The organism is Streptomyces sp. NPDC053048 (genome assembly GCF_044547045.1).
Classification (GTDB): Bacteria; Actinomycetota; Actinomycetes; order Streptomycetales; family Streptomycetaceae; genus Streptomyces.
Genome location: NZ_JBITZS010000007.1, coordinates 465,956 through 492,026 on the forward strand (window position 1 = coordinate 465,956; position 26,071 = coordinate 492,026).

25 protein-coding genes and 2 tRNA genes are annotated in these 26,071 nt (G+C 69.2%); 12 read left to right on the forward strand and 15 right to left on the reverse strand.

Annotation, left to right across the window (positions count from 1 at the left end; genetic code table 11):
* Positions 1-159: 159 nt before the first annotated feature.
* The 9 genes from ACIG36_RS21475 to rpmH all read right to left on the reverse strand — a co-directional run bounded on the left by ACIG36_RS21475 (position 160) and on the right by rpmH (position 6,953).
* Entirely contained in the window at positions 160-777 is a 618-nt protein-coding gene (locus ACIG36_RS21475) for a GNAT family N-acetyltransferase (protein ID WP_399930006.1), read from the reverse strand.
* Positions 778-1,096: 319 nt separating this feature from the next.
* Positions 1,097-2,260, reverse strand: a complete 1,164-nt coding sequence (locus tag ACIG36_RS21480; protein WP_399930009.1) for a ParB/RepB/Spo0J family partition protein — start codon at positions 2,258-2,260, stop codon at positions 1,097-1,099.
* On the reverse strand, positions 2,257-3,306 hold the full coding sequence (locus ACIG36_RS21485) for a ParA family protein (protein WP_399930119.1): 1,050 nt from the start codon (positions 3,304-3,306) through the stop codon (positions 2,257-2,259). The genes ACIG36_RS21480 and ACIG36_RS21485 overlap by 4 nt, the downstream gene beginning before the upstream one ends.
* 265 nt (positions 3,307-3,571) lie before the next feature.
* Positions 3,572-4,288, reverse strand: a complete 717-nt coding sequence (gene rsmG, locus ACIG36_RS21490) for a 16S rRNA (guanine(527)-N(7))-methyltransferase RsmG (protein ID WP_399930012.1) — start codon at positions 4,286-4,288, stop codon at positions 3,572-3,574.
* A gap of 119 nt (positions 4,289-4,407) precedes the next feature.
* Positions 4,408-4,935 (reverse strand): protein jag, encoded by a 528-nt coding sequence (locus tag ACIG36_RS21495; RefSeq protein ID WP_399930014.1) that lies wholly within the window; start codon positions 4,933-4,935, stop codon positions 4,408-4,410.
* Entirely contained in the window at positions 4,935-6,044 is a 1,110-nt protein-coding gene (yidC, locus tag ACIG36_RS21500) for a membrane protein insertase YidC (RefSeq protein ID WP_399930017.1), read from the reverse strand. The genes ACIG36_RS21495 and yidC overlap by 1 nt, the downstream gene beginning before the upstream one ends.
* Before the next feature lie 3 nt (positions 6,045-6,047).
* On the reverse strand, positions 6,048-6,365 hold the full coding sequence (gene yidD, locus ACIG36_RS21505; RefSeq protein WP_399930020.1) for a membrane protein insertion efficiency factor YidD: 318 nt from the start codon (positions 6,363-6,365) through the stop codon (positions 6,048-6,050).
* Entirely contained in the window at positions 6,362-6,790 is a 429-nt protein-coding gene (rnpA, locus tag ACIG36_RS21510; protein ID WP_399930023.1) for a ribonuclease P protein component, read from the reverse strand. The genes yidD and rnpA overlap by 4 nt, the downstream gene beginning before the upstream one ends.
* A 25-nt stretch (positions 6,791-6,815) precedes the next feature.
* Positions 6,816-6,953 (reverse strand): 50S ribosomal protein L34, encoded by a 138-nt coding sequence (gene rpmH, locus ACIG36_RS21515; protein WP_003949374.1) that lies wholly within the window; start codon positions 6,951-6,953, stop codon positions 6,816-6,818.
* Between the two features lie 427 nt (positions 6,954-7,380).
* Between rpmH and dnaA the strand changes: the two genes are divergently transcribed.
* From dnaA to ACIG36_RS21565, 10 genes are all read left to right on the forward strand, one after another.
* A complete protein-coding gene (gene dnaA / locus ACIG36_RS21520) occupies positions 7,381-9,216 on the forward strand; it encodes a chromosomal replication initiator protein DnaA (RefSeq protein ID WP_399930026.1) in 1,836 nt (611 codons plus the stop codon).
* A 928-nt stretch (positions 9,217-10,144) separates the two neighbouring features.
* Entirely contained in the window at positions 10,145-11,275 is a 1,131-nt protein-coding gene (gene dnaN / locus ACIG36_RS21525; RefSeq protein ID WP_399930029.1) for a DNA polymerase III subunit beta, read from the forward strand.
* A 224-nt stretch (positions 11,276-11,499) separates the two neighbouring features.
* Positions 11,500-12,375: a phosphogluconate dehydrogenase (NAD(+)-dependent, decarboxylating) gene (gene gnd, locus ACIG36_RS21530; RefSeq protein WP_399930032.1), complete on the forward strand. Its 876-nt coding sequence runs from the start codon at positions 11,500-11,502 to the stop codon at positions 12,373-12,375.
* 55 nt (positions 12,376-12,430) lie between these two features.
* Positions 12,431-13,555, forward strand: a complete 1,125-nt coding sequence (gene recF / locus ACIG36_RS21535) for a DNA replication/repair protein RecF (RefSeq protein ID WP_399930034.1) — start codon at positions 12,431-12,433, stop codon at positions 13,553-13,555.
* Entirely contained in the window at positions 13,552-14,100 is a 549-nt protein-coding gene (locus ACIG36_RS21540; RefSeq protein ID WP_399930037.1) for a DUF721 domain-containing protein, read from the forward strand. Before recF ends, ACIG36_RS21540 begins: the two co-directional genes overlap by 4 nt.
* A 346-nt stretch (positions 14,101-14,446) precedes the next feature.
* Positions 14,447-16,477, forward strand: coding sequence for a DNA topoisomerase (ATP-hydrolyzing) subunit B (gene gyrB / locus ACIG36_RS21545; RefSeq protein ID WP_399930040.1), 2,031 nt, complete (start codon positions 14,447-14,449; stop codon positions 16,475-16,477).
* A 53-nt stretch (positions 16,478-16,530) separates the two neighbouring features.
* Positions 16,531-19,161: a DNA gyrase subunit A gene (gene gyrA, locus ACIG36_RS21550; protein ID WP_399930043.1), complete on the forward strand. Its 2,631-nt coding sequence runs from the start codon at positions 16,531-16,533 to the stop codon at positions 19,159-19,161.
* A 317-nt stretch (positions 19,162-19,478) separates the two neighbouring features.
* A complete protein-coding gene (locus ACIG36_RS21555; RefSeq protein ID WP_399930121.1) occupies positions 19,479-20,150 on the forward strand; it encodes a DUF3566 domain-containing protein in 672 nt (223 codons plus the stop codon).
* A gap of 72 nt (positions 20,151-20,222) precedes the next feature.
* Positions 20,223-20,296 (forward strand) — tRNA-Ile (locus tag ACIG36_RS21560).
* Positions 20,297-20,458: 162 nt separating this feature from the next.
* Positions 20,459-20,593, forward strand: coding sequence for a DLW-39 family protein (locus ACIG36_RS21565; RefSeq protein ID WP_003958712.1), 135 nt, complete (start codon positions 20,459-20,461; stop codon positions 20,591-20,593).
* 127 nt (positions 20,594-20,720) lie between these two features.
* Here ACIG36_RS21565 and ACIG36_RS21570 read toward each other — a convergent pair whose 3' ends face one another.
* Both ACIG36_RS21570 and ACIG36_RS21575 read right to left on the reverse strand, forming a co-directional pair.
* Entirely contained in the window at positions 20,721-21,920 is a 1,200-nt protein-coding gene (locus ACIG36_RS21570) for a serine/threonine-protein kinase (RefSeq protein ID WP_399930046.1), read from the reverse strand.
* 52 nt (positions 21,921-21,972) lie between these two features.
* Complete coding sequence (locus tag ACIG36_RS21575; RefSeq protein ID WP_086568698.1) at positions 21,973-22,518, reverse strand: DNA-binding protein; 546 nt, start codon at positions 22,516-22,518, stop codon at positions 21,973-21,975.
* Between the two features lie 118 nt (positions 22,519-22,636).
* Here ACIG36_RS21575 and ACIG36_RS21580 point away from each other — a divergent pair.
* Positions 22,637-22,709, forward strand: a tRNA-Ala gene (locus tag ACIG36_RS21580).
* A 116-nt stretch (positions 22,710-22,825) separates the two neighbouring features.
* On the opposite strand, the gene ACIG36_RS21585 is transcribed toward ACIG36_RS21580, so the two are convergent.
* Entirely contained in the window at positions 22,826-23,095 is a 270-nt protein-coding gene (locus ACIG36_RS21585) for an acyl carrier protein (protein WP_399930049.1), read from the reverse strand.
* A 215-nt stretch (positions 23,096-23,310) separates the two neighbouring features.
* Here ACIG36_RS21585 and ACIG36_RS21590 point away from each other — a divergent pair, with 215 nt between their 5' ends.
* On the forward strand, positions 23,311-24,363 hold the full coding sequence (locus ACIG36_RS21590; protein WP_399930052.1) for a ketoacyl-ACP synthase III family protein: 1,053 nt from the start codon (positions 23,311-23,313) through the stop codon (positions 24,361-24,363).
* A 437-nt stretch (positions 24,364-24,800) separates the two neighbouring features.
* Here ACIG36_RS21590 and ACIG36_RS21595 read toward each other — a convergent pair whose 3' ends face one another.
* From ACIG36_RS21595 to ACIG36_RS21605, 3 genes are all read right to left on the reverse strand, one after another.
* Positions 24,801-25,493 (reverse strand): response regulator, encoded by a 693-nt coding sequence (locus tag ACIG36_RS21595; protein WP_399930054.1) that lies wholly within the window; start codon positions 25,491-25,493, stop codon positions 24,801-24,803.
* 156 nt (positions 25,494-25,649) lie between these two features.
* Positions 25,650-25,886, reverse strand: a complete 237-nt coding sequence (locus ACIG36_RS21600) for an acyl-CoA carboxylase epsilon subunit (RefSeq protein WP_399930057.1) — start codon at positions 25,884-25,886, stop codon at positions 25,650-25,652.
* Positions 25,887-25,897: 11 nt separating this feature from the next.
* On the reverse strand, positions 25,898-26,071 hold a 174-nt coding region (locus ACIG36_RS21605; protein ID WP_399930123.1), incomplete at its 5' end, for a carboxyl transferase domain-containing protein.

Consider the following 26,071-nt stretch of genomic DNA (forward strand, 5'->3'; position numbering starts at 1 on the left):
GTCCCACACTTGGGCGGCCCCCACCCCATGGGTTTTGTGGGGGGGGTGGGGGGTTCTTCCACCCCCCGCTTTCACTACCGGGGGGGGGGGGGGGGGGGGGGGTCCCCCCCCACCCCCCCCCCCCCCCGACCCGTTTCCACATCCAGAGGCAGCCGGTGACTACAGCGGCCTGAGCGCCGGCTCCTTCTGCACGGCCCCGAGGAGCCGGTCGAGGGCCAGCTCGACGTCCTCCTTCCAGGAGAGCGCCGTCCGAAGCTCCAGGCGCATCCTGGGGTAGCGCGGATGCGGCCGGACGGTCTTGAAGCCGACCGCGAGGAGATGGTCAGCGGGCAGCACGCAGGCCGGTTCCTTCCAGCGGGCGTCGCCGAAGGCCTCGATCGCTTTGAAGCCCCTGCGGAGTACGTCCTTGGCCACCGTCTGCACCATCGCCCGGCCCAGCCCCTGCCCCTGGTACGCCGGCGTCAGCCAGGCGGTCATCAGCTGCACGGCATCCGCGGCGACCGGACTGGTGGGAAAGGCCGTCGATCGCGGCACATACGCCGGGGGTGCATAGAGAACGAAGCCGACCGGTGCTTCATCGACATAGACGACACGGCCGCAGGAACCCCACTCCAGCAGTACGGCGGAGATCCAGGCTTCCTTCTCCAGCTCGGGGCGGCCGGCTCTCAGCGCGGCTTCGCCGCTGACAGGGTCCAACTCCCAGAAGACACAGGCGCGGCAGCGCTTGGGGAGATCCGGGAGGTTGTCCAGAGTGAGCGGTACGAGCCGACGCCCCATGCAGTCAGTTCCTCACTTCCGTCGCGTGCCATGCTCCGGGCGGCACTCAGCGCGCTGCGCTCCTTGAGGAGACTGCCGACAAATCCGCCGACCGCTCCCAGGCCCAGGCCCGCTGCCACCAGTCCGGTCCGACTCACCGTTCGCATGGCCCCGCCCCTCCGTGAACTGTGTCCAACGTGGATGTGCCATACCTCAACGCATCGTATCCGGACGTCGTTTGAGTCGATAGCTCGACAAGGCAAAGGGCGGGTTGTGTTCCGGGGAACCATAAAGGTTCCACGTGAAACACAACCCGCCCCAGGCGAGCGTCGCCGAAGGGCTAGCCCTCGGCGTCCTCCTCATCGGTGCCGGAAAGCCTCTGCTCCAGAACCCGCCCCTCGCCCGGGGCGAGCGTGCCGAGGATCCGCTCCAGATCGTCCATCGAGGCGAACTCGACGACGATCTTTCCCTTCTTCTGTCCGAGGTCCACCTTCACCCGGGTCTCGAAGCGGTCCGACAGCCGCGAGGCCAGGTCGGTCAGCGCCGGAGAGACCCGTCCGCCGGCCCGGGGCCCCTTGGCTTTGCCCGAGCTCTTGGACCGCGACCCCATCAGGGTCACGATCTCCTCCACCGAACGCACCGAAAGCCCCTCGGCCACAATGCGCCGGGCCAGCTGGTCCTGCTCCTCCGAGTCGGCGACGGACAGCAGAGCGCGGGCATGTCCGGCCGAGAGCACACCGGCGGCGACCCGCTTCTGGACGGCCGGCGACAGCTTCAGCAGCCGCAGGGTATTGGAGACCTGGGGACGGGAGCGACCGATGCGGTCGGCCAGCTCGTCATGAGTGCAGCTGAAGTCCTTCAGCAACTGGTCGTAGGCCGCGGCCTCTTCCAGCGGGTTCAGCTGGGCCCGGTGCAGGTTCTCCAGCAGCGCGTCCAGCAGAAGCTTCTCGTCGTCGGTCGCCCGGATGATGGCGGGAATCTTCTCCAGCCCGGCCTCCCGGCAGGCCCGCCACCTCCGCTCGCCCATGATGAGCTCATAGCGCTCGGGCGCCAGCTGCCGGACCACCACCGGCTGCAGCAGCCCCACCTCGCGGATGGAGGTGACCAGTTCGGCAAGAGCGTCCTCGTCGAACACCTCACGGGGCTGCCGGGGGTTGGGCGTGATCGAGTCCAGAGGCAGCTCGGCGAAGTGCGCCCCGGCCGCCGTGCCCAGGGACGACTGACCGGCATCCCCCTGCGTCATGCCACCCGTTTCACGTGAAACAGCGCCCGAGTCGAGCGACCCCGTCTCGCGCGAGACGGTTTCACGGGAAACGGCGATCTCGTCCGTGGGAAGCGCGGTCACCTTCGCGGCCGCCACCCCCCGCTCCGCCGTCAGCACCGGCACCGCGGACGGAGACGTGGCGCCGGTCCCTACGGCCGGCCCGCTCTGCTCCGCTCCCTTCGGTGCAGGCGGGATCAGCGCACCGAGCCCCCGGCCCAGTCCTCTGCGTCGCTCACTCACTGAAGCCCCTCCGACATGCTGTGCTGGTCTTGCTGTTGTTGACGGCCCACCGTGTGAGCCCTGCTGCCGTCGTAGTGCACACCGACCCCCCGCAGTGCGATCTCCCGGGCCGCTTCCAGATAGGACAGCGCCCCACTGGAACCCGGGTCATAGGTCAGAACTGTCTGCCCATAGCTGGGCGCCTCTGAGATACGGACCGAGCGCGGAATGCTGGTCCGCAGCACCTCCTGGCCGAAGTGGCTGCGCACTTCCTCGGCCACCTGGGATGCGAGCCTCGTCCGGCCGTCGTACATCGTCAGCAGAATCGTCGACACATGGAGCTTGGGGTTCAGGTGCCCCCGCACCAGCTCCACATTGCGAAGCAGCTGGCCGAGCCCCTCCAGCGCGTAGTACTCGCACTGGATGGGGATCAGCACCTCCGCGCCGGCGACCAGAGCGTTCACGGTCAGCAGGCCGAGCGAGGGAGGGCAGTCGATGAGGATGTAGTCCAGGGGCTGCTCATAGGCCTTGATCGCCCGGTCCAGCCGGCTCTCACGGGCCACCAGCGATACCAGCTCGATCTCCGCACCGGCCAGGTCGATCGTGGCGGGGGCGCAGAACAGGCCCTCCACATCCACCACCGGCTGCACCACGTCGGAGAGCTGCTTGTTGTCCACCAGCACGTCATAGATGGACGGCACTTCGGCATGGTGGTCGATGCCCAGAGCCGTCGAGGCATTGCCCTGCGGGTCGAGGTCGATGACCAGCACCCGATTGCCGTGCAGAGCCAGCGAGGCCGCCAGATTCACGGTGGTCGTGGTCTTGCCGACCCCGCCCTTCTGGTTGGCGACCACCATCACCCGGGTCTGCTCCGGCCGGGGCATCGGGGGCGGCGTTTCACGTGAAACCACCTCACCCGCGGGCAGCTGACCGGGAACAGCCACAGGTTCGGAGTCGGAGGGGCGGGGGCCGGGGACCGGGTCGGTCATCGGCCCCGCGATATTGGCGTCGGACCGCAAGGATTCACTCTCCTCGACATCAGGCTCGCAATAGGCAGAGCCTGCCATGCTTTCGGGGTCGTGAACCAGCGAGGCCCGTTCTCCTGTGGATGAATCCCGTGGGCCTGTGGATGAACCCACTTCCTCGACCGGTCGACGGTCACGCGGCGCGGCGGCCGCACGGGTGCGGCCGATGATTCCATGCAGCAGGGAGCGATGTTTCACGTGAAACACGATGCATGGCACGCGCCGCCACCTGGTCGCGACACTCCGTAATGTGTAGTTTTGCCAGCTTGTATGGAGCAGAGCCCGTTGGCGAACGGACCAAGTGCCGTCAGCGGCGGCGGCGTGACCGGCTCACCCGGGCCGCCTTCGCCCGCTTGGCCGCGAAGCGCACCCCACCGGGGCTCTCCCCGACCTCCACGCGGACGACCGTGGAGAGCGGATCCACCACGCCCTCACCCACGTGCAGCACCGACGTCCGCACCACCCCGAGCTTGCTGAGCGCCGCGCGGGCACCCTTCAGCTCCTCCTCCGCGGTGTCGCCCTTGAGGGCGAGCATCTCGCCGTAGGGACGCAGCAGCGGAACGCCCCAGCCCGCCAGCCGGTCCAGCGGGGCCACGGCGCGCGCGGTGACCACATGCACCGGCTCGACCTTGCCCAGCATCTCCTCGGCCCGTCCCCGGACGACGGTGACGTGGTCCAGGCCCAGCAGCTCCACGACCTCCTGGAGGAACGTGGTGCGGCGCAGCAGCGGCTCCAGCAGCGTGATCTGCAGATCGGGGCGGACCAGGGCCAGCGGGATACCCGGCAGGCCGGCGCCCGAGCCGACGTCGCACACCGAGACGCCGTCCGGCACGGCCTCCGAGAGCACCGCACAGTTCAGCAGGTGCCGCTCCCACAGCCGGGGGACCTCGCGGGGGCCGATCAGGCCGCGCTTGACGCCCGCGTCCGCGAGCAGCTCCGCGTAGCGGACGGCCTCCGGAAAGCGGTCACCGAATACCGCCCGAGCCGCCTCGGGGGCCGGGGGGAGCTCCGCTGCCTCTTCCACGGGGAACCGTCCTTCCATACAAGCGTCGTCTGGGTCTGAAGGGTCTGAAGGATCAGGCTGACAAGGATCGGCCCCGCCTGCGAGCAGACGGGGCCGTGCACACCTGGAAGTGGGACAGGTCAGGCGGGGAGGACGACCACGCGGCGCTGGGGCTCCTCGCCCTCGGACTCGCTGCGCAGGCCCGCGGCCGCCACAGCGTCGTGGACGACCTTGCGCTCGAAGGGGGTCATCGGGTCGAGCCGGACCGGCTGACCGGTGCTCTTGGCCTCCTGGGCCGCCTCGGCGCCCAGGCCGGCCAGCTGCTCGCGCTTGCGGGCGCGGAAGCCGGCGATGTCGAGCATGAGACGGCTGCGGTCGCCGGTCTCCCGGTTCACGGCGAGCCGGGTCAGCTCCTGGAGGGCCTCCAGCACCTCACCGTCGCGGCCCACCAGCTTCTGCAGGTCGCGGCTGGTGGAGTCGCTGATGATCGACACCGAGGCGCGGTCGGCCTCGACGTCCATGTCGATGTCGCCGTCGAGGTCGGCGATGTCCAGCAGCCCCTCGAGGTAGTCGGCCGCGATCTCGCCCTCCTGCTCCAGGCGGGAAAGGGTGTCGGTGCCCTCAGCGGCGTTCTGGCGCTGCGTCTCCGTCACGGTGGACTCCTTCATCACTTCTTCGAGGGGTGCTTGGGCCGCTGCGGGCCGCCCTTGCGCTGTCCGGACTTGGCGCCGCGGGCGGAGCCGCCGGACTGCTTCTTGTCAGCGGCGGACTGCTCGGGCTGGTCCTTCTCCAGGGTGGTCTTCTTGCCGGAGCTCGCAGTGGACCGCGCCTGGGGCCGGTCCGCGCCCGTGACCTGGCGCTTGGCCTTGGTCTGACGCTTGGGCTGCTGGCGGGCGGCACGGGCGGCATCGGCGGCCTTCCGGGCCTCGATCTCCGCCGGGTCCTCCTTGAGCTTGCCCTTGGCCCGCAGGCGGTCCTGGCGCTGCTGGAAGGCGAGGCTGCCCGGAGTGGGGTTGCGACGGATGACGAACATCTGCTGGCCCAGGGTCCACACGTTGGTGGTCAGCCAGTAGACCAGGACACCGACCGGGAAGTTGATGCCGAAGACGGCGAACATGATCGGGAAGACGTACATCAGCATCTTCTGCTGCTGCATGAACGGCGTCTTCACCGTGAGGTCGACGTTCTTCGTCATCAGCTGGCGCTGCGTGTAGAACTGCGACAGCGACATCAGAACGATCATGATGACCGTGACCACACGGACATCGGTCAGCGTGGCGCCGAGCGACTCGACCTTGCTCGCGCTGTCCATGAACTTCGACGCGATCGGGGCACCGAAGATGTGGGCGCTCCGGGCGCTGTTGACCAGCCCCTGGTCCAGGACACCGACCTCATGACCACCGGCGATCTTGTTGAGCACCTGGTAGAGGGCGATGAAGAAGGGCGACTGGGCCAGAATCGGGAGGCAGCTCGAGAGCGGGTTGGTGCCCGACTCCTTGTAGAGCTTCATCATCTCTTCGGACTGGCGCTGCTTGTCGCTCTTGTAGCGCTCCTGGATCGCCTTCATCTTCGGCTGGAGCGCCTGCATGTTCCGCGTGGCCTTGATCTGCTTCACGAAGAGCGGGATCAGGCAGATACGGATCAGGACCACCAGCGAGACGATGGACAGACCCCACGCCCAGCCACTGTCCTTGTCGAAGACCAGGCCGAAGAACGAGTGGAACTGGACGATGATCCAGGAAACAGCGTAGTAAAGAGGACCGAGGATCGTGTCCACGAATCAGGCTCCTTGGGCGTTGGGCTGAGTCTCGGGCTGTGCGGCGGGCCCCTCGGCGGGGTTCCTGGCCAGTCGGCTCCTCAGCCGCTGGTGCCAGACCGGACGCTTCCGGGGAGGGACGTGATCGACGCCACCGAGCGACCACGGGTTGCAGCGCAGGATGCGCCAGGCCGTCAGCACCGTTCCTTTGACCGCGCCATGCACATCAATGGCCGTGTACCCGTAGTGCGAGCACGACGGGTAGTACTTGCAGACCGGCCCCAGCAGGGGGCTGATGGTCCACTGGTAGAGCTTGATCAACCAGAGCAGCGGGTACTTCACTGTGCGCTCCCTCCCGGGTGACCGGGGCTCCGGGGGTCACCCCCCGGGGGATTGCTTCGCGGCGCCCCTCCCAGCAGCCGCTGCAGTGCGGTATCGAGGTCGCGGGCCAGCTGGTCGTGGTCCGCCTCGCCCGCGCCTGACAGCGCTCGCACCACCACCAGGCTACCGGCGGGCAGCAGATCCAGCCGGTCGCGCATCAGGTGGCGCAGTCGTCGCTTGACCAGGTTGCGGACGACGGCGCCGCCCACGGCCTTGCTCACGACGAAACCCGCACGCACCGGGGGAGCGCTCTCCCCAGGTGTGTGCGGGTCCGTTGTACCGCTGCGAAGGTGGACGACGAGGAGCGGGCGGCCGGCCCTGCGTCCTCGGCGAACCGCGGTCGCGAAGTCCTCGCGCCGCCTCAGCCGAGACTCGGAAGGCAGCACGTCATGGACCTTGACGTCAGGCTGGTCAGGCCGACAGGCGGGCGCGACCCTTGCCACGGCGGGACGCGAGGATCGCGCGGCCGGCACGGGTGCGCATGCGCAGGCGGAAGCCGTGGGTCTTCGCGCGGCGGCGGTTGTTCGGCTGGAAGGTGCGCTTGCTCACTCGGGGACTCCAGAAATGAATTGATGGCGGGACATCGCCTGGCTGTCACCGTGCGCCCGCGAGGAGCTCGCAATACGCCCAAGTGCACCGCTTCATAATCACGAACCGATAAGATCGTGATCTTTGCCCATCGGAGGCAGGCGGCAGCAGCCATCGACAACTCGACCTGGTCACGGTACGCGCGGTTACGCCATCCGGTCAAACCGGCAGTGCACCAGGCATACACCGTAGCTTCCTCAGGGGACGGACGACGCCACACGCCACGGCATGGCACATTTGTACACACCCTGTGGACAACGACTTGAACCACGCACCTCGGCCTGACTACCGTGACTGAACTCCGAATCCTTCCCGCCCGTCCCGAGAACCACACATTCGTGGGACTCCGGGACACCCCCCGTGACCCGTGACTGAGAGAGCGTGCCCTGTGGCTGACCTGCCCGCCGATCTTGCCGCAGTGTGGCCGCGCGTGCTCGAACAGCTCCTCGGTGAGGGGCGGGGCCAGGGCGTGGAGACCAAGGACGAGCACTGGATCAAGCGCTGCCAGCCCCTGGCGCTGGTGGCCGACACCGCCCTGCTGGCGGTGCCGAACGAGTTCGCCAAGGGCGTGCTCGAGGGCCGGCTGGCCCCGATCGTCAGCGAGACCCTCAGCCGCGAGTGCGGCCGCCCCATCCGGATCGCGATCACCGTCGACGACTCCGCGGGTGAGCCCCCGGCCCCGCAGCCCCAGGAGACCCGCCAGCCGCTCCAGCACGGGCCGGGACAGGGTGGCAGGGACACCTACGAGGGATACGGGGACCACGGCGGCTACGACGGTCGTGAGGGCTACGGCGGCCGCCCCGGCGGCGACGACCTGCCGTCCGTCCGCCCCGCCTACCCCGACTACCAGCAGTCGCGCCCCGAGCCCGGCGCCTGGCCGCGGGCCTCGGCCCCCTCCGGCCCGTCCGCGCCCGAGCGCGGCGACTACGGCTGGCAGCAGCCGCGCCTCGGTTCGTTCACCGAGAGCGACCGCGACCCCTACGCCTCGCCCTCCCAGTACGAGCCGCAGCAGCCGGACTACCGCTCCCCGGAGCGCCCCGAGCGCCCCTCGTACGAGCAGCAGCGCCGGGAGCTGCCCGACAGCCCCGTCCGCGGCGGCTCGGCGGCCGGCGGCCCCGGCCCGCTCCCGGACCGTTCCACCTCGCCGTCCGGCTCCGGATCCGGCTCGTCCACGACGGGATCCGGCGAGCCGACGGCACGGCTGAACCCCAAGTACCTCTTCGACACCTTCGTCATCGGGGCGTCCAACCGCTTCGCCCACGCGGCCGCCGTCGCGGTCGCCGAGGCACCGGCCAAGGCGTACAACCCACTGTTCATCTACGGCGAGTCGGGCCTGGGCAAGACGCACCTGCTGCACGCCATCGGGCACTACGCGCGCAGCCTCTACCCGGGCACGCGGGTGCGCTACGTGAGCTCCGAGGAGTTCACCAACGAGTTCATCAACTCCATCCGCGACGGCAAGGCGGACGCGTTCCGCAAGCGCTACCGCGACATGGACATCCTGCTGGTCGACGACATCCAGTTCCTGGCGAGCAAGGAGTCGACGCAGGAGGAGTTCTTCCACACCTTCAACACGCTGCACAACGCCAACAAGCAGATCGTGCTCTCCTCGGACCGGCCGCCCAAGCAGCTGGTGACCCTGGAGGACCGGCTCCGCAACCGCTTCGAGTGGGGCCTGATCACGGACGTGCAGCCGCCAGAGCTCGAGACGCGCATCGCGATCCTGCGGAAGAAGGCGGTGCAGGAGCAGCTCAACGCTCCGCCGGAGGTCCTGGAGTTCATCGCCTCCCGCATCTCGCGCAACATCCGCGAGCTGGAGGGCGCCCTGATCCGGGTGACGGCCTTCGCCAGCCTCAACCGGCAGCCGGTGGACCTGGGCCTGACCGAGATCGTCCTGAAGGACCTCATCCCCGGCGGCGAGGACGCCTCCCCGGAGATCACGGCGCCCGCCATCATGGCGGCGACCGCCGACTACTTCGGGCACACCGTGGAGGACCTGTGCGGGGCCTCGCGCAGCCGGGTGCTGGTGACGGCCCGGCAGATCGCGATGTACCTGTGCCGGGAGCTCACGGACCTCTCGCTGCCGAAGATCGGCGCGCAGTTCGGCGGCCGCGACCACACGACCGTGATGCACGCGGACCGCAAGATCCGCGCGCTGATGGCCGAGCGGCGCTCGATCTACAACCAGGTGACCGAGCTGACGAACCGCATCAAGAACGGCTGACGAGACCAGCTGACGAGAACGGCTCACAAGCCCCACGAGGGCTGTCGGAGGGCGCTCCGGGACGTATCCCGGGGCGCCCTTCGCCGTTCCCGAGGCCGTTCCGGACCCTTCCTGGAGCGGTCCGGGACCGCTCCAGGACCCCTTCCGGAGCCCTTCCCGGGCCGCCGGCCCGTCCACAGCGCTCAGCGGTCTGTTCGAATAGTGCCTCTGACCTGCCGGTTCTCCACAGTTTTCACCGCTCGGCCCTGTCCACACCCTGGGGAGGGCGAAGTTATCCCGAATCTGTCCACAGACCAGGCTGTTGATATGCCATCAGGCGAGGTCAGGGGGGTGTGGATTTGTGGCTGACGGGATTCCACAAGCTGTGGACAGCCGAGCGGCCCACAGCGGCCCCGGACGTTGTCCACCGGCCACCCACAGGCGGGCCGGTGTTATACACAGTCTTTCCACATGCCTGTCCACTGTTCGGCAACGAAACGCCCGAGCTCACCGCACCGAGTGAAAGGCATCACACCAAGCTGCCGGGTTGGGCTGTGGGCAACGTGGGTAAACCTGGGGACAGGCCTGGGGAGAAGTGGGCCCTGCCTGTGCACCGGTTGTGCAGAACTTTCCGTGGTCCACAGAACCCCCCGGTTATCCACCGCCGCCACCCACAGGGCCGGTGGACAAAAAATCCGTGCTGACCTGGGCAAAGGCAGTTATCCACGGTATCCACAGCCCCTACTACTACGACCACAGAGATGTAGCGGGGAACTCGTTTCGAAGTGGGTGCTGTGGATGAAGCGACCTCGGGCCGCGCCACGCCCCGCATCTCGATTTGACCGCCACCCGCCCCGACTGTCAGCGGCGTGCGTCAGACTGGTCCCCGGCGACTCAGCCGACGAAGAAGCCAGCAGGGCGAGCCAGCAACAAGCAGGAGGCGGTTCCGGTGAAGATCCGGGTGGAGCGCGATGTACTCGCGGAGGCAGTGGCCTGGGCGGCCCGCAGCCTTCCGGCCCGTCCGCCGGTGCCGGTCCTCGCGGGCCTGCTGCTGAAGGCAGAGGAGGGCTCACTGAGCCTGTCCGGCTTCGACTACGAGGTCTCGGCCCGGGTCTCGGTCGAGGCCGATGTGGAGGAGGACGGCACCGTCCTCGTCTCCGGCCGCCTGCTCGCCGACATCTGCCGCGCACTTCCCAACAGGCCTGTGGAGATCTCCACCGACGGCGTGCGCGTCACCGTCGTCTGCGGCTCCTCGCGATTCACACTCCACACACTGCCTGTGGAGGAATACCCGGCGCTGCCCCAGATGCCGACCGCCACGGGCACCGTCCCGGGCGAGGTCTTCGCCTCCGCCGTCGCCCAGGTCGCCATCGCGGCCGGCCGTGACGACACCCTGCCGGTGCTCACCGGTGTGCGGATCGAGATCGAGGGCGACACCGTCACCCTGGCCTCCACCGACCGCTACCGCTTCGCCGTCCGCGAGTTCATGTGGAAGCCGGAGACGCCGGACACCTCCGCCGTCGCCCTGGTGCCCGCCAAGACGCTGCTGGACACCGCGAAGTCCCTCAGCGGCGGCGAGACCGTCTCGCTCGCCCTGAGCGGCTCGGGCGCCGGCGAGGGCCTGATCGGCTTCGAGGGCGCGGGCCGCCGTACGACCACCCGCCTGCTCGAGGGCGACCTGCCGAAGTACCGCACGCTCTTCCCGACCGAGTTCAACTCCGTCGCCGTGATCGAGACCGCCCCGTTCGTCGAGGCCGTCAAGCGCGTGGCGCTCGTCGCCGAGCGCAACACCCCGGTCCGCCTCAGCTTCGAGCAGGGCGTGCTGATCCTCGAGGCCGGTTCCAGCGACGATGCACAGGCTGTGGAAAGGGTCGACGCCCAGCTCGAGGGCGACGACATCTCGATCGCGTTCAACCCGGGCTTCCTCCTCGAGGGCCTGTCCGCGATCGACTCGCCGGTCGCCCAGCTGTCCTTCACCACGTCCACCAAGCCCGCGCTGCTCAGCGGCAAGCCGGCCGTGGACGCCGAGGCGGACGACGCGTACAAGTACCTGATCATGCCGGTGCGTCTCTCCGGCTGACGCTCTACGGTGCGGGTGCCCCGGCCCGGCCGGGAGCGCGAGGGTCGTCCCTCGCAAGGGCGCAGCATGCCGGTGCGTCTCTCCGGCTGAGACCCCTCGGGCTCCGCTGGGGCGCTCTCACCTGATGAGCGCCCCAGCCCACAGCTGTGCACCGACCCTCGGGCGTAGGCTCGGAACAGGTACCTCCGGTACGCATCGCACGACTACGGCACGAAGGATCACTGATGGAGCTCGGTCTCGTCGGTCTCGGCAAGATGGGCGGCAACATGCGTGAGCGCATCCGCCGCGCAGGCCACACCGTCATCGGATACGACCGCAACCGCGACCTGGCGGATGTCCACAGCCTCAAGGAGCTTGTGGATTCCCTGCAGGGTCCGCGCGTCGTGTGGGTCATGGTGCCGGCCGGTGCCGCGACCCAGTCCACCATCGACGAGCTGGCCGAGCTGCTGTCGCCCGGTGATGTCGTCGTCGACGGCGGCAACTCCCGCTGGACCGACGACGAGAAGCACGCCGAGGAGCTCGCCGCCAAGGGCATCGGCTTCGTCGACTGCGGTGTCTCCGGTGGCGTCTGGGGCCTGGAGAACGGCTACGCCCTGATGTACGGCGGCGACGCCGCGAACGTGGCGAAGGTCCAGCCGGTCTTCGACGCGCTTAAGCCCGAGGGCGACTTCGGCTCCGTCCACGCCGGCAAGGTCGGCGCGGGCCACTTCGCCAAGATGGTCCACAACGGCATCGAGTACGCCATGATGCAGGCCTACGCCGAGGGCTGGGAGCTGCTGGAGAAGGTCGACTCCGTCACCGACGTGCGCGAGGTCTTCCGCTCCTGGCAGGAGGGCACAGTCATCCGCTCCTGGCTGCTCGACCTGGCCGTCAACGCCCTGGACGAGGACGAGCACCTGGACCGCCTGCGCGGTTTCGCCGCCGACTCCGGCGAGGGCCGCTGGACGGTCGAGGCCGCCATCGACAACGCCGTGCCGCTCCCCGCGATCACGGCGTCCCTCTTCGCGCGCTTCGCCTCGCGCCAGGAGGACTCCCCGCAGATGAAGATGATCGCCGCGCTCCGCAACCAGTTCGGTGGCCACGCGGTCGAGAGCAAGTAACCCCAGCAGGTAACCCCACCAGCAGGTAGCAGCCGGGGGAGGTCGGCGCACAACCATGCATGTCTCGCATCTGTCGCTGGCCGACTTCCGCTCGTACGTCCGGGCCGAGGTCCCCCTCGACCCGGGCGTCACGGCTTTCGTGGGCCCCAACGGTCAGGGCAAGACCAACCTCGTCGAGGCGGTCGGCTATCTGGCGACCCTCGGCAGCCACCGGGTCTCCTCCGACGCGCCGCTGGTGCGCATGGGGGCCGACCGCGCGGTCGTGCGCGCCGCCGTCGTCCAGGGCGAACGGCAGCAGCTGATCGAGCTGGAGCTCAACCCCGGCCGGGCCAACCGGGCGCGGATCAATCGTTCCTCCCAGGTGCGGCCGCGTGACGTGCTCGGCATAGTCCGCACCGTCCTGTTCGCCCCCGAGGACCTCGCCCTGGTCAAGGGCGACCCCGGGGAGCGCCGCCGCTTCCTGGACGAGCTGATCACCGCCCGCGCCCCGCGCATGGCGGGCGTGCGCTCGGACTACGAGCGGGTGCTCAAGCAGCGCAACACCCTTCTGAAGTCCGCCGCCATGGCCCGCCGGCACGGCGGCCGGGGCATGGACCTGTCCACGCTCGACATCTGGGACCAGCACCTGGCGCGCGCCGGCGCGGAACTGCTGGACCGGCGGCTGGATCTGATCACCACCCTGCGGCCGCTGGCCGACAAGGCGTACGAGCAGCTCGCCCCCGGCGGCGGGCCGGTCTCCTTCGAGTACCGCGGACCCGCCGGCATCGAGGGCGCCCACACCCGCGAGGAGCTGTACGAGGCCCTGCTCGCCGCCCTCGGCGAGGCCCGCAAGCAGGAGATCGAGCGCGGCGTGACGCTGGTCGGCCCGCACCGCGACGAGCTGCTGCTCAAGCTCGGCCGCCTGCCCGCCAAGGGCTACGCCAGCCACGGCGAGTCCTGGTCGTACGCGCTGGCGCTGCGCCTGGCCTCGTACGAGCTGCTGCGCTCGGAGGGCAACGAACCGGTGCTCGTCCTGGACGACGTCTTCGCCGAGCTGGACGCCCGCCGCCGGGAACGGCTGGCGGAGATGGTCGCGCCGGGTGAGCAGGTGCTGGTGACGGCGGCCGTGGACGACGACGTGCCGGGGGTGCTGACGGGCGTGCGGTACGCGGTCGCCGAGGGCAGGGTCGAACGGGCATGAGCGCGCACCCCGAGCATTCCGATCCCCGGAAGCCGGCCAAGGCCCCCGAGCCGTCCGGTGTGGATCTGGCGCGGGTGGCGCTGCGGGCCGCCAAGGAACAGGCGCGGGCGAGGGGCAACGCCGCGCAGCAGAAGAAGCAGGCGCGCCGCGGGGGCCTGCGCTCCGGCGCTCGCGCCGACGGGCGCGATCCGCTGCCGCTCGGCGCCGCGATCAACCGGCTGATCACCGAGCGGGGCTGGGAGACGCCCGCCGCGGTCGGCGGGGTGATGGGCCGCTGGCCCCAGATGGTGGGCCCGGAGGTGGCGCTGCACTGCGAGCCGCAGCGGTACGACGAGGACGCCCGGGTGCTGACCGTGCAGTGCGACTCGACGGCGTGGGCGACGCAGCTGCGGCTGCTGGCGCCCCAGCTGGTGGCCCGGCTCAACGACGACCTGGGCCAGGGCACCGTAAAAATGATCAAGGTGCAGGGGCCGGGCGGGCCCGCGCGCCGCTACGGGCCGCTGCGCGCCCCCGGGAGCAGGGGTCCGGGCGACACCTACGGGTGATCACGCCCCGGGAGCCGGCCCGCGGTGGCAGCGGGGTGGCACCGCGGTGAAGCCAGTGACGCCCGCCCACGGCTGAGACTCCGCTCACGGTAGCGGGCGGTTGACAGCCCGAAGCGCTGAGTGCCGCTGTGAGCCTCTTGGAGCCCCGGTCCCCATATAGGGAGTCGGCTGATGCCGGTTCAGGGCGGCACATGAGGACTCAGGCACCGCCAAACCCCCATTCATGTCAGCGCCCCCGGTACACTGTGTAGTAATCCCGCCGGAATCGCGGGACTCGTCGATACACGCTGAACGACGCAGCCGCTCCTGCCTGCCCCGGACACCCCCGCCGCAGCAGGGTGGGCCTGTGCTGTGCCAGAAAGGGCGCTTCGTGGCCGATTCCGGCAACCCCAACGAGAACACCATCCCCTCTCCGACCGCCGCGGGCGGTGAGACGGCGTCGTACGACGCCAGCGCGATCACCGTGCTGGAGGGGCTGGACGCCGTCCGCAAGCGGCCCGGCATGTACATCGGATCCACCGGTGAGCGCGGTCTGCACCACCTCGTGTACGAGGTCGTCGACAACTCCGTCGACGAGGCGCTGGCCGGCCACGCGGACACCATCGATGTGACGATCCTGCCCGACGGCGGTGTGCGCGTCGTCGACAACGGCCGCGGCATCCCGGTGGGCATCGTCCCCTCCGAGGGGAAGCCGGCTGTCGAGGTCGTGCTGACCGTGCTGCACGCGGGCGGAAAGTTCGGCGGCGGCGGCTACGCGGTCTCCGGTGGTCTGCACGGCGTCGGCGTCTCGGTCGTCAACGCCCTGTCGACGCGCGTCGCGGTCGAGGTCAAGACCGACGGCTACCGCTGGACGCAGGACTACAAGCTGGGCGTCCCCACGGCCCCCCTGCAGAAGAACGAGGCGACCGACGAGACGGGCACCTCGGTCACCTTCTGGGCCGACGGCGACATCTTCGAGACCACCGAGTACTCCTTCGAGACGCTCTCGCGGCGCTTCCAGGAGATGGCCTTCCTCAACAAGGGCCTGCGCATCTCGCTGACGGACCTCCGCGCCGACCACGTCGACGAGGAGGGCAAGGCGCTCACGGTGGGGTACCACTACGAGGGCGGCATCGTCGACTTCGTGAAGTACCTCAACTCGCGCAAGGGCGAGCTGATCCACCCGACCGTCATCGACGTCGACGCCGAGGACAAGGAGCGCATGCTCTCGGTCGAGATCGCGATGCAGTGGAACAGCCAGTACAGCGAGGGCGTGTACAGCTTCGCCAACACCATCCACACCCACGAGGGCGGTACCCACGAGGAGGGCTTCCGCGCCGCGCTGACGGGTCTGATCAACCGTTACGCCCGCGACAAGAAGCTGCTCCGCGAGAAGGACGACAACCTCACGGGCGAGGACATCCGCGAGGGTCTGACCGCGATCATCTCCGTCAAGCTCGGCGAGCCGCAGTTCGAGGGCCAGACGAAGACCAAGCTGGGCAACACCGAGGCCAAGACCTTCGTCCAGAAGGTCGTCCACGAGCACCTCACGGACTGGCTGGACCGCAACCCCAACGAGGCCGCGGACATCATCCGCAAGGGCATCCAGGCCGCCACGGCCCGCGTTGCCGCCCGCAAGGCGCGCGACCTGACCCGCCGCAAGGGCCTGCTGGAGACCGCCTCGCTGCCGGGCAAGCTCAGCGACTGCCAGTCGAACGACCCGACCAAGTGCGAGATCTTCATCGTCGAGGGTGACTCCGCCGGCGGCTCGGCCAAGTCCGGCCGCAACCCGCAGTACCAGGCGATCCTCCCGATCCGAGGCAAGATCCTCAACGTCGAGAAGGCGCGGGTCGACAAGATCCTGCAGAACACCGAGGTCCAGGCGCTGATCTCGGCCTTCGGCACCGGTGTGCACGAGGACTTCGACATCTCGAAGCTCCGCTATCACAAGATCATCCTGATGGCGGACGCCGACGTCGACGGCCAGCACATCAACACCCTGCTGCTCACCTTCCTCTTCCGCTTTATGCGGCCGCTGGTCGAGGCCGGGCACGTCTACCTCTCCCGTCCCCCGCTCTACAAGATCAAGTGGGGTCGCGACGAGATCGAGTACGCCTACTCCGACCGCGAGCGCGACGCGCTGATCCAGCTCGGCCGGGAGAACGGCAAGCGGATCAAGGACGACTCCGTCCAGCGCTTCAAGGGTCTCGGCGAGATGAACGCCGAGGAGCTGCGCGTCACCACGATGGACGTCGACCACCGCGTGCTCGGCCAGGTCACCCTGGACGACGCCGCGCAGGCGGACGACCTGTTCTCGGTGCTCATGGGCGAGGACGTCGAGGCCCGGCGCTCCTTCATCCAGCGCAACGCCAAGGACGTCCGCTTCCTCGACATCTGAGCCCTGTCGGCCCAACGAGACACAGCCGCAGCGCGAAAGGACTTTGAACAGCAATGGCCGACGAGACCCCTGAGACTCCCACCGCTCCCGTGCCCGAGGTGACGCCCGAGGGCGCCGCCGCGCCGCTGGAGGGCGTGGGCATGCGTGTCGAGCCCGTCGGGCTCGAGACCGAGATGCAGCGCTCGTACCTCGACTACGCGATGAGCGTCATCGTCTCGCGTGCGCTCCCCGACGTGCGGGACGGCCTCAAGCCGGTGCACCGCCGCGTGCTCTACGCGATGTACGACGGCGGCTACCGCCCCGAGAAGGGCTTCTACAAGTGCGCCCGCGTCGTCGGCGACGTCATGGGTACGTACCACCCGCACGGTGACGCCTCCATCTACGACGCCCTGGTGCGCCTGGCCCAGCCGTGGTCGATGCGCATGCCGCTGGTGGACTCCAACGGCAACTTCGGTTCCCCGGGCAACGACCCGGCCGCCGCCATGCGGTACACCGAGTGCAAGATGATGCCGCTGTCCATGGAGATGCTCCGGGACATCGACGAGGAGACCGTCGACTTCCAGGACAACTACGACGGCCGCAACCAGGAGCCGACGGTCCTGCCGGCCCGCATCCCCAACCTGCTGATCAACGGCTCGGCGGGCATCGCGGTCGGCATGGCCACCAACATCCCCCCGCACAACCTGCGCGAGGTGGCCGAGGGTGCCCAGTGGTACCTGGCCAACCCGGAGGCCGGCCCCGAGGAGCTCCTCGAGGCGCTGATGGAGCGGATCAAGGGCCCCGACTTCCCGACCGGCGCCCTCGTGGTGGGCCGCAAGGGCATCGAGGAGGCCTACCGCACCGGCCGCGGCTCGATCACCATGCGCGCGGTGGTCGAGGTCGAGGAGATCCAGAACCGCCAGTGCCTGGTGGTCACCGAGCTGCCCTACCAGGTCAACCCGGACAACCTCGCGCAGAAGATCGCCGACCTGGTCAAGGACGGCCGGATCGGCGGCATCGCCGACGTCCGCGACGAGACCTCCTCGCGCACCGGCCAGCGCCTGGTGATCGTCCTCAAGCGGGACGCGGTCGCCAAGGTCGTCCTCAACAACCTCTACAAGCACACCGACCTGCAGACCAACTTCGGCGCCAACATGCTGGCGCTGGTGGACGGCGTGCCGCGCACCCTGTCGCTGGACGCCTTCATCCGCAACTGGGTGACGCACCAGGTCGAGGTCATCATCCGGCGCACCCGCTTCCGGCTGCGCAAGGCCGAGGAGCGCGCCCACATCCTGCGCGGTCTGCTCAAGGCGCTCGACGCCATCGACGAGGTCATCGCGCTGATCCGGCGCAGCGACACCGTCGAGACCGCCCGCGAGGGCCTGATGGGCCTGCTGCGGATCGACGAGATCCAGGCCAACGCCATCCTCGAGATGCAGCTGCGCCGCCTGGCGGCCCTGGAGCACCAGAAGATCACCGCCGAGCACGACGAGCTGCAGGCGAAGATCAACGAGTACAACGCCATCCTCGCCTCGCCCGAGCGGCAGCGCATGATCATCAGCGAGGAGCTGACGGCGATCGTCGAGAAGTTCGGCGACGACCGGCGCTCCAAGCTGATCCCCTTCGACGGTGACATGTCCATCGAGGACCTCATCGCCGAGGAGGACATCGTCGTCACCATCACCAACGGCGGCTACGTCAAGCGCACCAAGACCGAGGACTACCGCTCGCAGAAGCGCGGCGGCAAGGGCGTACGCGGCACGAAGCTGAAGCAGGACGACATCGTCGACCACTTCTTCGTCTCCACCACGCACCACTGGCTGCTGTTCTTCACCAACAAGGGCCGGGTCTACCGGGCCAAGGCCTACGAGCTGCCGGACGCCGGCCGGGACGCGCGCGGCCAGCACGTGGCCAACCTGCTGGCCTTCCAGCCGGACGAGAAGATCGCCCAGATCCTCGCCGTGCGCGACTACGAGGCGGCGCCCTACCTGGTGCTCGCCACCAAGTCCGGCCTGGTGAAGAAGACCCCGCTCAAGGACTACGACTCGCCGCGCTCCGGCGGTGTCATCGCCATCAACCTCCGCGAGACCGACGGCGGTGTGGAGGACGAGCTGATCGGTGCCGAGCTGGTGTCCGCCGAGGACGACCTGCTGCTGATCAGCAAGAAGGCCCAGTCGATCCGCTTCACCGCGACGGACGAGGCGCTGCGTCCCATGGGCCGGGCCACGTCCGGTGTCAAGGGCATGAGCTTCCGCGAGGGTGACGAGCTGCTCTCGATGAATGTGGTCCGTCCCGGTACGTTCGTCTTCACCGCCACCGACGGTGGCTACGCGAAGCGGACGAACGTCGACGAGTACCGCGTGCAGGGTCGCGGCGGCCTCGGCATCAAGGCCGCCAAGATCGTAGAGGACCGCGGATCGCTCGTCGGTGCTCTGGTGGTCGAGGAGACCGACGAGATCCTCGCCATCACGCTGAGCGGCGGTGTGATCCGTACCCGGGTCAACGAAGTCAGGGAAACGGGCCGTGACACCATGGGCGTCCAACTGATCAACCTGGGCAAGCGCGATGCCGTCGTGGGCATCGCCCGGAACGCCGAGGCCGGTCGCGAGGCTGAGGGTGTCGAGGAGTTGACCGACGCGGCCGAGGGTGACGGGTCCGAGGCGGCCGAGGGCGTCGCGCCGCCGGTCGAGGACACCGAGGAGTAAGAGTGAGTCGAGCCACGGGCACCGCCGACGGCGGTGCGGGTACCAAGAGGCGGGAGCCCGCCCGGCCCGCCACCGGCAAGGCCGGTGCCCGTGGCTCGGACGCCGGGAAACCCGACGACGCCGGCAAGGCCGAGGCCGTGAAGACCGGCGCCGCCGGGACCAGCGGCAAGGCCGACAGCGCTGACAAGGCAGAGAAGGCCGAGAAGGCCGGCAAGGCCGACAGCGGGGCGAAGGCCGAGGTCGTGGCCGAGGCCGTCGCCGCGGACGACGCCGGCTCCAAGGGTGGCGGGACCGTGCCCGCAGGCAGGGGGAAGACCGTGACGGAGACGACCCGAGGTCCGCAGCCGTATCACCCGCCGAAGGCCTACGAGCCTCCGGCCGAGCGTTCCGCTTCCGATTCTGCTTCCGCTTCCGGTTCCGACGCCGGTTCCGCCGCGAAGTCCGCCGAGGGCACCGGCAAGGGTGCCAAGGCCGCCCGCGCCGCGAAGCCCGCCAAGGGCGGAGCCAAGGAGAGCGGCAAAACTGTCCCCGCGCCCCGCCAGGCCGCTCCCGGGCCCGCCGGGAAGGGCGAGGTCCCCGAGCAGCGCTCCGCGCCCCGTACGGCCGTCACGGCCCCGCGTACGCGCAAGGCGCGGCTGCGTGTGGCCAAGGCCGACCCGTGGTCGGTGATGAAGGTCAGCTTCCTGCTGTCGGTGGCGCTGGGCGTGTGCACGATCGTCGCGGCGACCGTGCTGTGGCTGGTCATGGACACCATGGGCGTCTTCTCCGCCGTCGGCGGCACGGTCAGCGACGCCACGGCCTCCGCCGAGGGCGGCGGCTTCGACCTGGAGTCGTTCCTCTCGCTTCCGCACGTCCTCCTGTTCACCTCGGTCATCGCGGTGATCGACGTGGTGCTGGCGACCGCCCTGGCCACGCTGGGCGCCTTCGTCTACAACCTCTCCGCCGGGTTCGTCGGCGGTGTCGAGCTCACTCTCGCCGAGGACGAGTAGCGCTCGTGCGCACGGGGCCCGGACACGATTTTGGGACTGGGCCCCAAGTGCGCTAATCTTTCGGTGTCGCGCGGGGCTATAGCTCAGACGGTTAGAGCGCTTCCCTGATAAGGAAGAGGCCACAGGTTCAAGTCCTGTTAGCCCCACTCGCACGATCGGCCCGGACGGAATTCTCCGTCCGGGCCGATCGCTTTTGGCAGTTCGGGCACCGGCGGAGACCGGACACAGGTCACCGATCGGTATCGGCCGGTGTGTATCATCGGCCACCAGAGAGGTCCCCTTACGTCAAGGAAAGACGAGGTCGCGCGGTGAAGAAGCTGCTCCTGGTCGCACTGGCCGCCATCGGCGGGCTCCTCGTGTACCGGCAGATCCAGGCGGATCGCGCCGAGCAGGACCTGTGGACGGAGGCGACCGACTCCGTGCCCGCAGGTTCGGGTGTGTGAGCCACAACAGTCTGTTGCGGGGCCCTGATCGCCGAGGCGGTCGGGGCCCTGTCCATTTTGCTTGCATTTGCAAATAAAATGATTGCGAAAGCGAAGCCCGTGGGCGGACCGGCCGGGCCCCGCCGGATCAGCTGACGACCAGCGCCCACACCCCCACGGCGAGGCACAGCAGCGCCACGACCAGCACCGGGACGACCACCTTCGCGGGCGGCCCCGAGGCCCTTCGCGTGCCCCCTGCCGGTGGCGCCGGCGGCAGGGCGGCGGGAAGGGGCGGCAGGGCCTGGTGAACGGGCAGCGGGGCCGTGTAGGGGCGCGTGGGGGGATAGTTCGGCGGGGGCGGGGCGAGCGGTAACGCTCGCGGCGCGGGGGTCGGCGGCTCCTGCGGCGCCTGCGACTTCTGCGGAGGAATCGGTTCCGGCTTCGCCGCGGGCGGGGGTGCCGTCCGGCGTTCCGGGCCGTCGGGACCGAAGCCCGGGGGCAGCGGCCCCAACTGGTCGAAGACCTCGATCCGCTCCTCGTCCTCGGGCGGTTCGTCCAGCAGCTCCACGGCCGCCGCGAGGGCCTTGCGCGCCCCCGCGGCCGTGCGGAAGCGGGCGTAGGGGTCGGGGTGCAGCAGATTCGCGACCACCTCCCACAGGGCCGGCGGCACCTCCTCCGGGGCATTCGGTACGCCCTGCTCGCGGAAGAGCTCCACCAGTGCCTCGGCGTCCGGTTTCCGGCCGGTGAGCAGATAGAGCGCGACCAGGCCGACGGCGAAGAGATCGGCGGGGAAGTCCGGCTCCTCACCCAGCATTTGCTCCGGCGCGAAGTAACCGGGCGTGCCCATCACGAAGTTGGTGTCCGTCAGCCGCGGCTCGCCCTTGCGCATGGCGATACCGAAATCGGAGAGCCGTAAATGCGGGCGCCCCGTGCCGGTCGCCTCCAAAAGGAGATTGGCCGGTTTGATGTCCCGGTGCACCACCCCCTCCTCGTGCACCGCGGTGAGCCCGGAGAGCAGCTGGTCGAGGAGTACGCACACGAAACCCGGCGGCAACGGGCCGTAGTCACCGATGAGATGGGCCAGCGAGCCGCCTCCCACCATCTCCATGGTGAACAGCACCTTGTCGTCGTCCGCCGCCCAGCTCATCGGTGCCAGCACATGGGGGTGGTCGATGCGCAGCGCCTGCTCGCGGACGAACCTCAGGAGCGTATGGGCGTCGCTCTGCTGCAGCACCTTCGCCGCCACATAGCGCCGCCGCCGCTGGTCCCAGGCCCGCCAGACGGCTCCCGCCCCGCCCCGCCCGATCGGGTCCACCAGCTCGTACCGCCCAGCGAAGACCTCACCCATGTCGTTCGCGTCGCCCCCGCTTCCCCCGGCACCGCCTCCCGCCCCGGCACGGTCAGCTCTGATGCGCCTCGTAGTGCGCGACGGCCTCGGCGGTCCGTCCGGCGCCGTACACCCGGAGGAACTCGGCCAGTTCGGGATGAGTCGGGGCGAGCGTCCCGGCGGCGTCGATGATGTCGCCGGCGCCCGCGACCGACCGCAGTAGCGACTGGATCTCGCGCACCACCCGGCGCACGGTCGGCGCACCGCTGCTGGCCGTCGTCTGAGTGGAGTTGAGGACCGAGCCGCCCGAGCTCTTCTTGACCTCCTCCATGCGCTCGGCGGCCTCGGCGGCGCTCACGCTGCCGTCGGCGACCTGGCTGGAGAGCTCCTGCAGCGCCTGAACCCGCTGTACCACAGCCGGGTTGCCGATCTTGGCGCGCTGACCGCTCATCAGCTGGGAGAGCATGGGCGCCGACAGGCCCAGAACGGAGGCGAGACGGGCCTGGTTGAGGCCGAGGTCGTCGATGAGACGGCGGAAGAGCGCCCCCAACGGCTCCCCGTACCAGCTCCGCTGCAGCTCCCGTGCGCGGGCGGTGGCTTCCTGCTGTGCTGCGTCCATCTCGCTCTCCCCTTCGCTTCGCTGCAGCGAATCTTGCGGTGCATCCTACGGAGAGTGGTGGGTCGCGGCGATACCCGGTCGGGAAACACTCCAGGCACCGGGTAGTCTGGTCCCCGACGGGGCCTTAGCTCAGTTGGTAGAGCGCTGTCTTTGCATGGCAGATGTCAGGGGTTCGACTCCCCTAGGCTCCACAAAAACAACCCCCTGACCTGCGTAAACGCGGGTCAGGGGGTTGTGTTGTGCGGTGGCTGGGGGCGTGCCACCGCAGGCGCGGGGCGGTCGGGGTCCGCCGTACGCTGGGGCCGGATCAGGCGGCGACCGCTCCCTGGATGTACTTCGCCACCAGCGCGTAGGCGGCGGGCAGGTTGTCGAGCTCGGTGAGGTCCTCCTGCGGGATTTTGATTCCCAGGTCGCGCTCGAAGCGCGAGAAGATCTCGATCACGAGCAGCGAGTCGGCGTCGAGGTCGTCCACGAAGCTGGTGTCGTCCGAAAGCTCGGCCGCATCCGCCTCCAGGACCTCGGCGACGATCCCCTGGATCTTCTCTCGCAACTCCTCGGAAATGGCGGCGTCGCTCATCGGGGTCTTCCTCTCCGTCTTGCTGTAATTCCTTGACGCCTCGAATCCAATCGTCGATTCTCCGGCGACGGCAACCCCATCCAAAGTGGCACCGCGATGTTCCTCGGAGGCACATCGAGCGGAATTTCAACAATCTTTGCCCGGCCTTTCATGCCCGTCCGTCAAGGTGTGCGCAAAGGGCTTGCGACCAGACGTACGGGAGGGTGGTGCGGAGCATGAAGCCGGTGGAACCGGTGGGAATCGCGGCCGCCGCGCTGTGGCTGCCTGAGGGCCGTGCCCGGATGGCCGAGGCCGTGGCCGACGGGCGACTGCGGGCCCGGCAGGCCAAAGAGCTGGGCCACCCGGAGGTCCCCGAGGCCGGCCCGGAATCGGCGCCCGGCATGGCGGTCGACGCGGCCCGCGCAGCATTGCGTGTGGCTGATATCGAAGCCAAGGATCTCGACATCTGCGCGCATGCCTGGATGTATTACCAAGGTCACGATCTGTGGTCCCCAGCCCATTACATCGCCCATGAACTGGGTGCTCACCGCGCACTGCCGGTCGGTATTCAGCAGGTGTGCAATGGCGGCGCCGCCGGAGTGGAACTCACCGTTGCCCGGCTCACGGCCGACGCGAACCGTTCTCCCGATGGATATCGCTGGGGAACCGTGACCACCGGCGACCGATTCACCGAGCCTGGATTCGACCGCTGGACCAGTGATTACGGAGTTGTTTACGGCGACGCCGGCACGGCACTGCTGCTGCGCGCTCCGGCCGCGCCCGAGGACGCGCTGCGGCTGCGGTCCGTGGTGACCATGGCCGCTCCGGAGCTCGAATCCATGCACCGGGGCGCGGACCCCTTCGCCCCCGCCGCGCGCACCCAGCGTCCGCGTGTCGACATGCGCGCCACCAAGCGCGCCTACCTGCACGAACACGGGCACGAGCGGTTCATCCGGGCGAACGAGAACGCCATCCGCACCATCGTCGCCGAGGCTTTGCGCGATGCCGGGATCGGACCTCGTGACCCCCGGCTGCGTTATGCGGTGCTGCCGCGTTTCGGGCTGAAGACCCTCCAGGAGTTCTGGCTGCCGATCCTCGCCGACTGCGTGGACGCCGAGCCTTTGGACTATGGGCGGACCACCGGACACCTGGGTGCCGGGGACGCGGCGGCGGGACTGGCCGAGCTGATGGATTCGCGCGCCCTCGGCCCGGGGGAGGCCGCGCTCGTCTTCAGCGCCGGTGCCGGGTTCACCTGGTCCTGCCTCGTCGTTCAGGCGCCGGGCCGATGAGGGCGCCGCACCCCGAGCTGAGCCGGGCGGACATGCTGGTGCTCGACGGCTGGGAGGGCGTGAGCTCGGCGGGCGGCGGTCCGGAGACCGCCGCCTTCGCGGGCCGGCGGGGGCGGCTGCGACACGTGGCGGTGACGTTGCAGTGCGCGTGGCTGGTGCCGCTGGGCGTAAACATGGTGGCCGGCAGCGAGCTGCTGTGGCACCGACGAGCGGCGGAAGCCTACGCCCTGGCCCGCCCCAGGGGAGTCGGCAGAGCGGTGAAACTGGCCGGCCCGCAGATGATGAGCGTCACCGGGGGCGGCGCGGTGGGGTACGTACGTCTGTGGGACGAGCTCGCCGCCATCCGGGATGCCCTGTGGGAGCTGTCGGGCCGGAAGCCGCCCGTGGACACGGGGATGGTGGCCTGCTCAGTGCCGTACGTGGAGGCCCGTCACGGTCTAGGACGGGGTGGCGAGGCCAAGGGCGTGGGAATGTCTGCGCCGGCTGGTGACAGGGACGGGATGGGCTATCAGCCCGATCTCCACCGCCTTATTGGCGGCCTCCACGCGTGAACGCGCCTGGAACTTGTCGAAGATATTGCGCATATGGCGCTTCACGGTGCCTTCGGCGATGCCCAGGCGGCGTGCGATCTGATAATTGCTGAGCCCCTGTGCGGCGAGGTCGATCACCTCGGTCTCGCGCGGCGACAACGGCCCGTGGGGGGCAGTGGCCCCCGCGGCGAGCCGGCCCTCGGAGAGCGACACCGTCACCGGGCTGCCCGGAGTGCACGCGTCGCGCACGGCCGCCGACAACGTCTGACGAGTCACTGTCTTGTGCAGAAAGCCGCGAATGCCCAGAGGTAGCAGCGACTGCACCAGCGTGGGGTCATCATGCATCGTAAGCACGACGATTTTCACGTCGGGCGAGACGTCCCGCAGTTTGCGCACTGTCGTCTGCGGGGCCTCGTTGCCGGGCATCTCGATATCCAGCAGAACGATGTCCGGCTGGTGCTCGGACGCCAGGTGCAGCAACGCGGGAACGTCGCCGGCGACCGCGACCACTTCGAGGCCTCCCTCGATCTGGAAGAGCTCGGCGAGAGCGTTACGCAACAGTGTGTGGTCGTCGGCGATCAGGATGCGGATCGGATCCATGCGTATCTCCCCCGGATGCTGCTATTGCATCGGTAATCGGTCCGATGCAATTCCATTTATATCATCGGGCTGTTCCTCACAGGGATCCGGCCTGTTTTTTGGAGAAGTTTTTAAATATCGCTCCGAGTCACCCCGCACGTTTCCGTGGGTGGGAGGTCAGAAAACGGTGTTCCGTAGTCGAGGGCGTGTCCAGGAAGCCGGGGACTGATATGTGGCGGGAACCGTCCAGTGCGGAGCGGGCCGAGAGGAGCTCTTGGAGGTCGGTCCGTCGTCGGCCCCGCCGGAATACAGGGCGAGGCCCACGAGCAGGGCCGCGAGCTCGTCGGGATCGGGATGGCCACGCGTCACCCGTACCGTCGTGGGATCCAGGGCCTGCCGCATCTCTTGGGTCATGGTGAATGGCCTTACTGGGGTGGGTTGCCGTGCTTGCGGGACGGCAGGTCCGCGTGCTTGGTCGCGAGCATCGCCAGCGACCGGATCAGTACCGAGCGGGTCTCGACGGGGTCGATGACGTCGTCGACCAGACCGCGCTCGGCCGCGTAGTACGGGTGCATGAGCTCGGCCTTGTACTCCTTGAC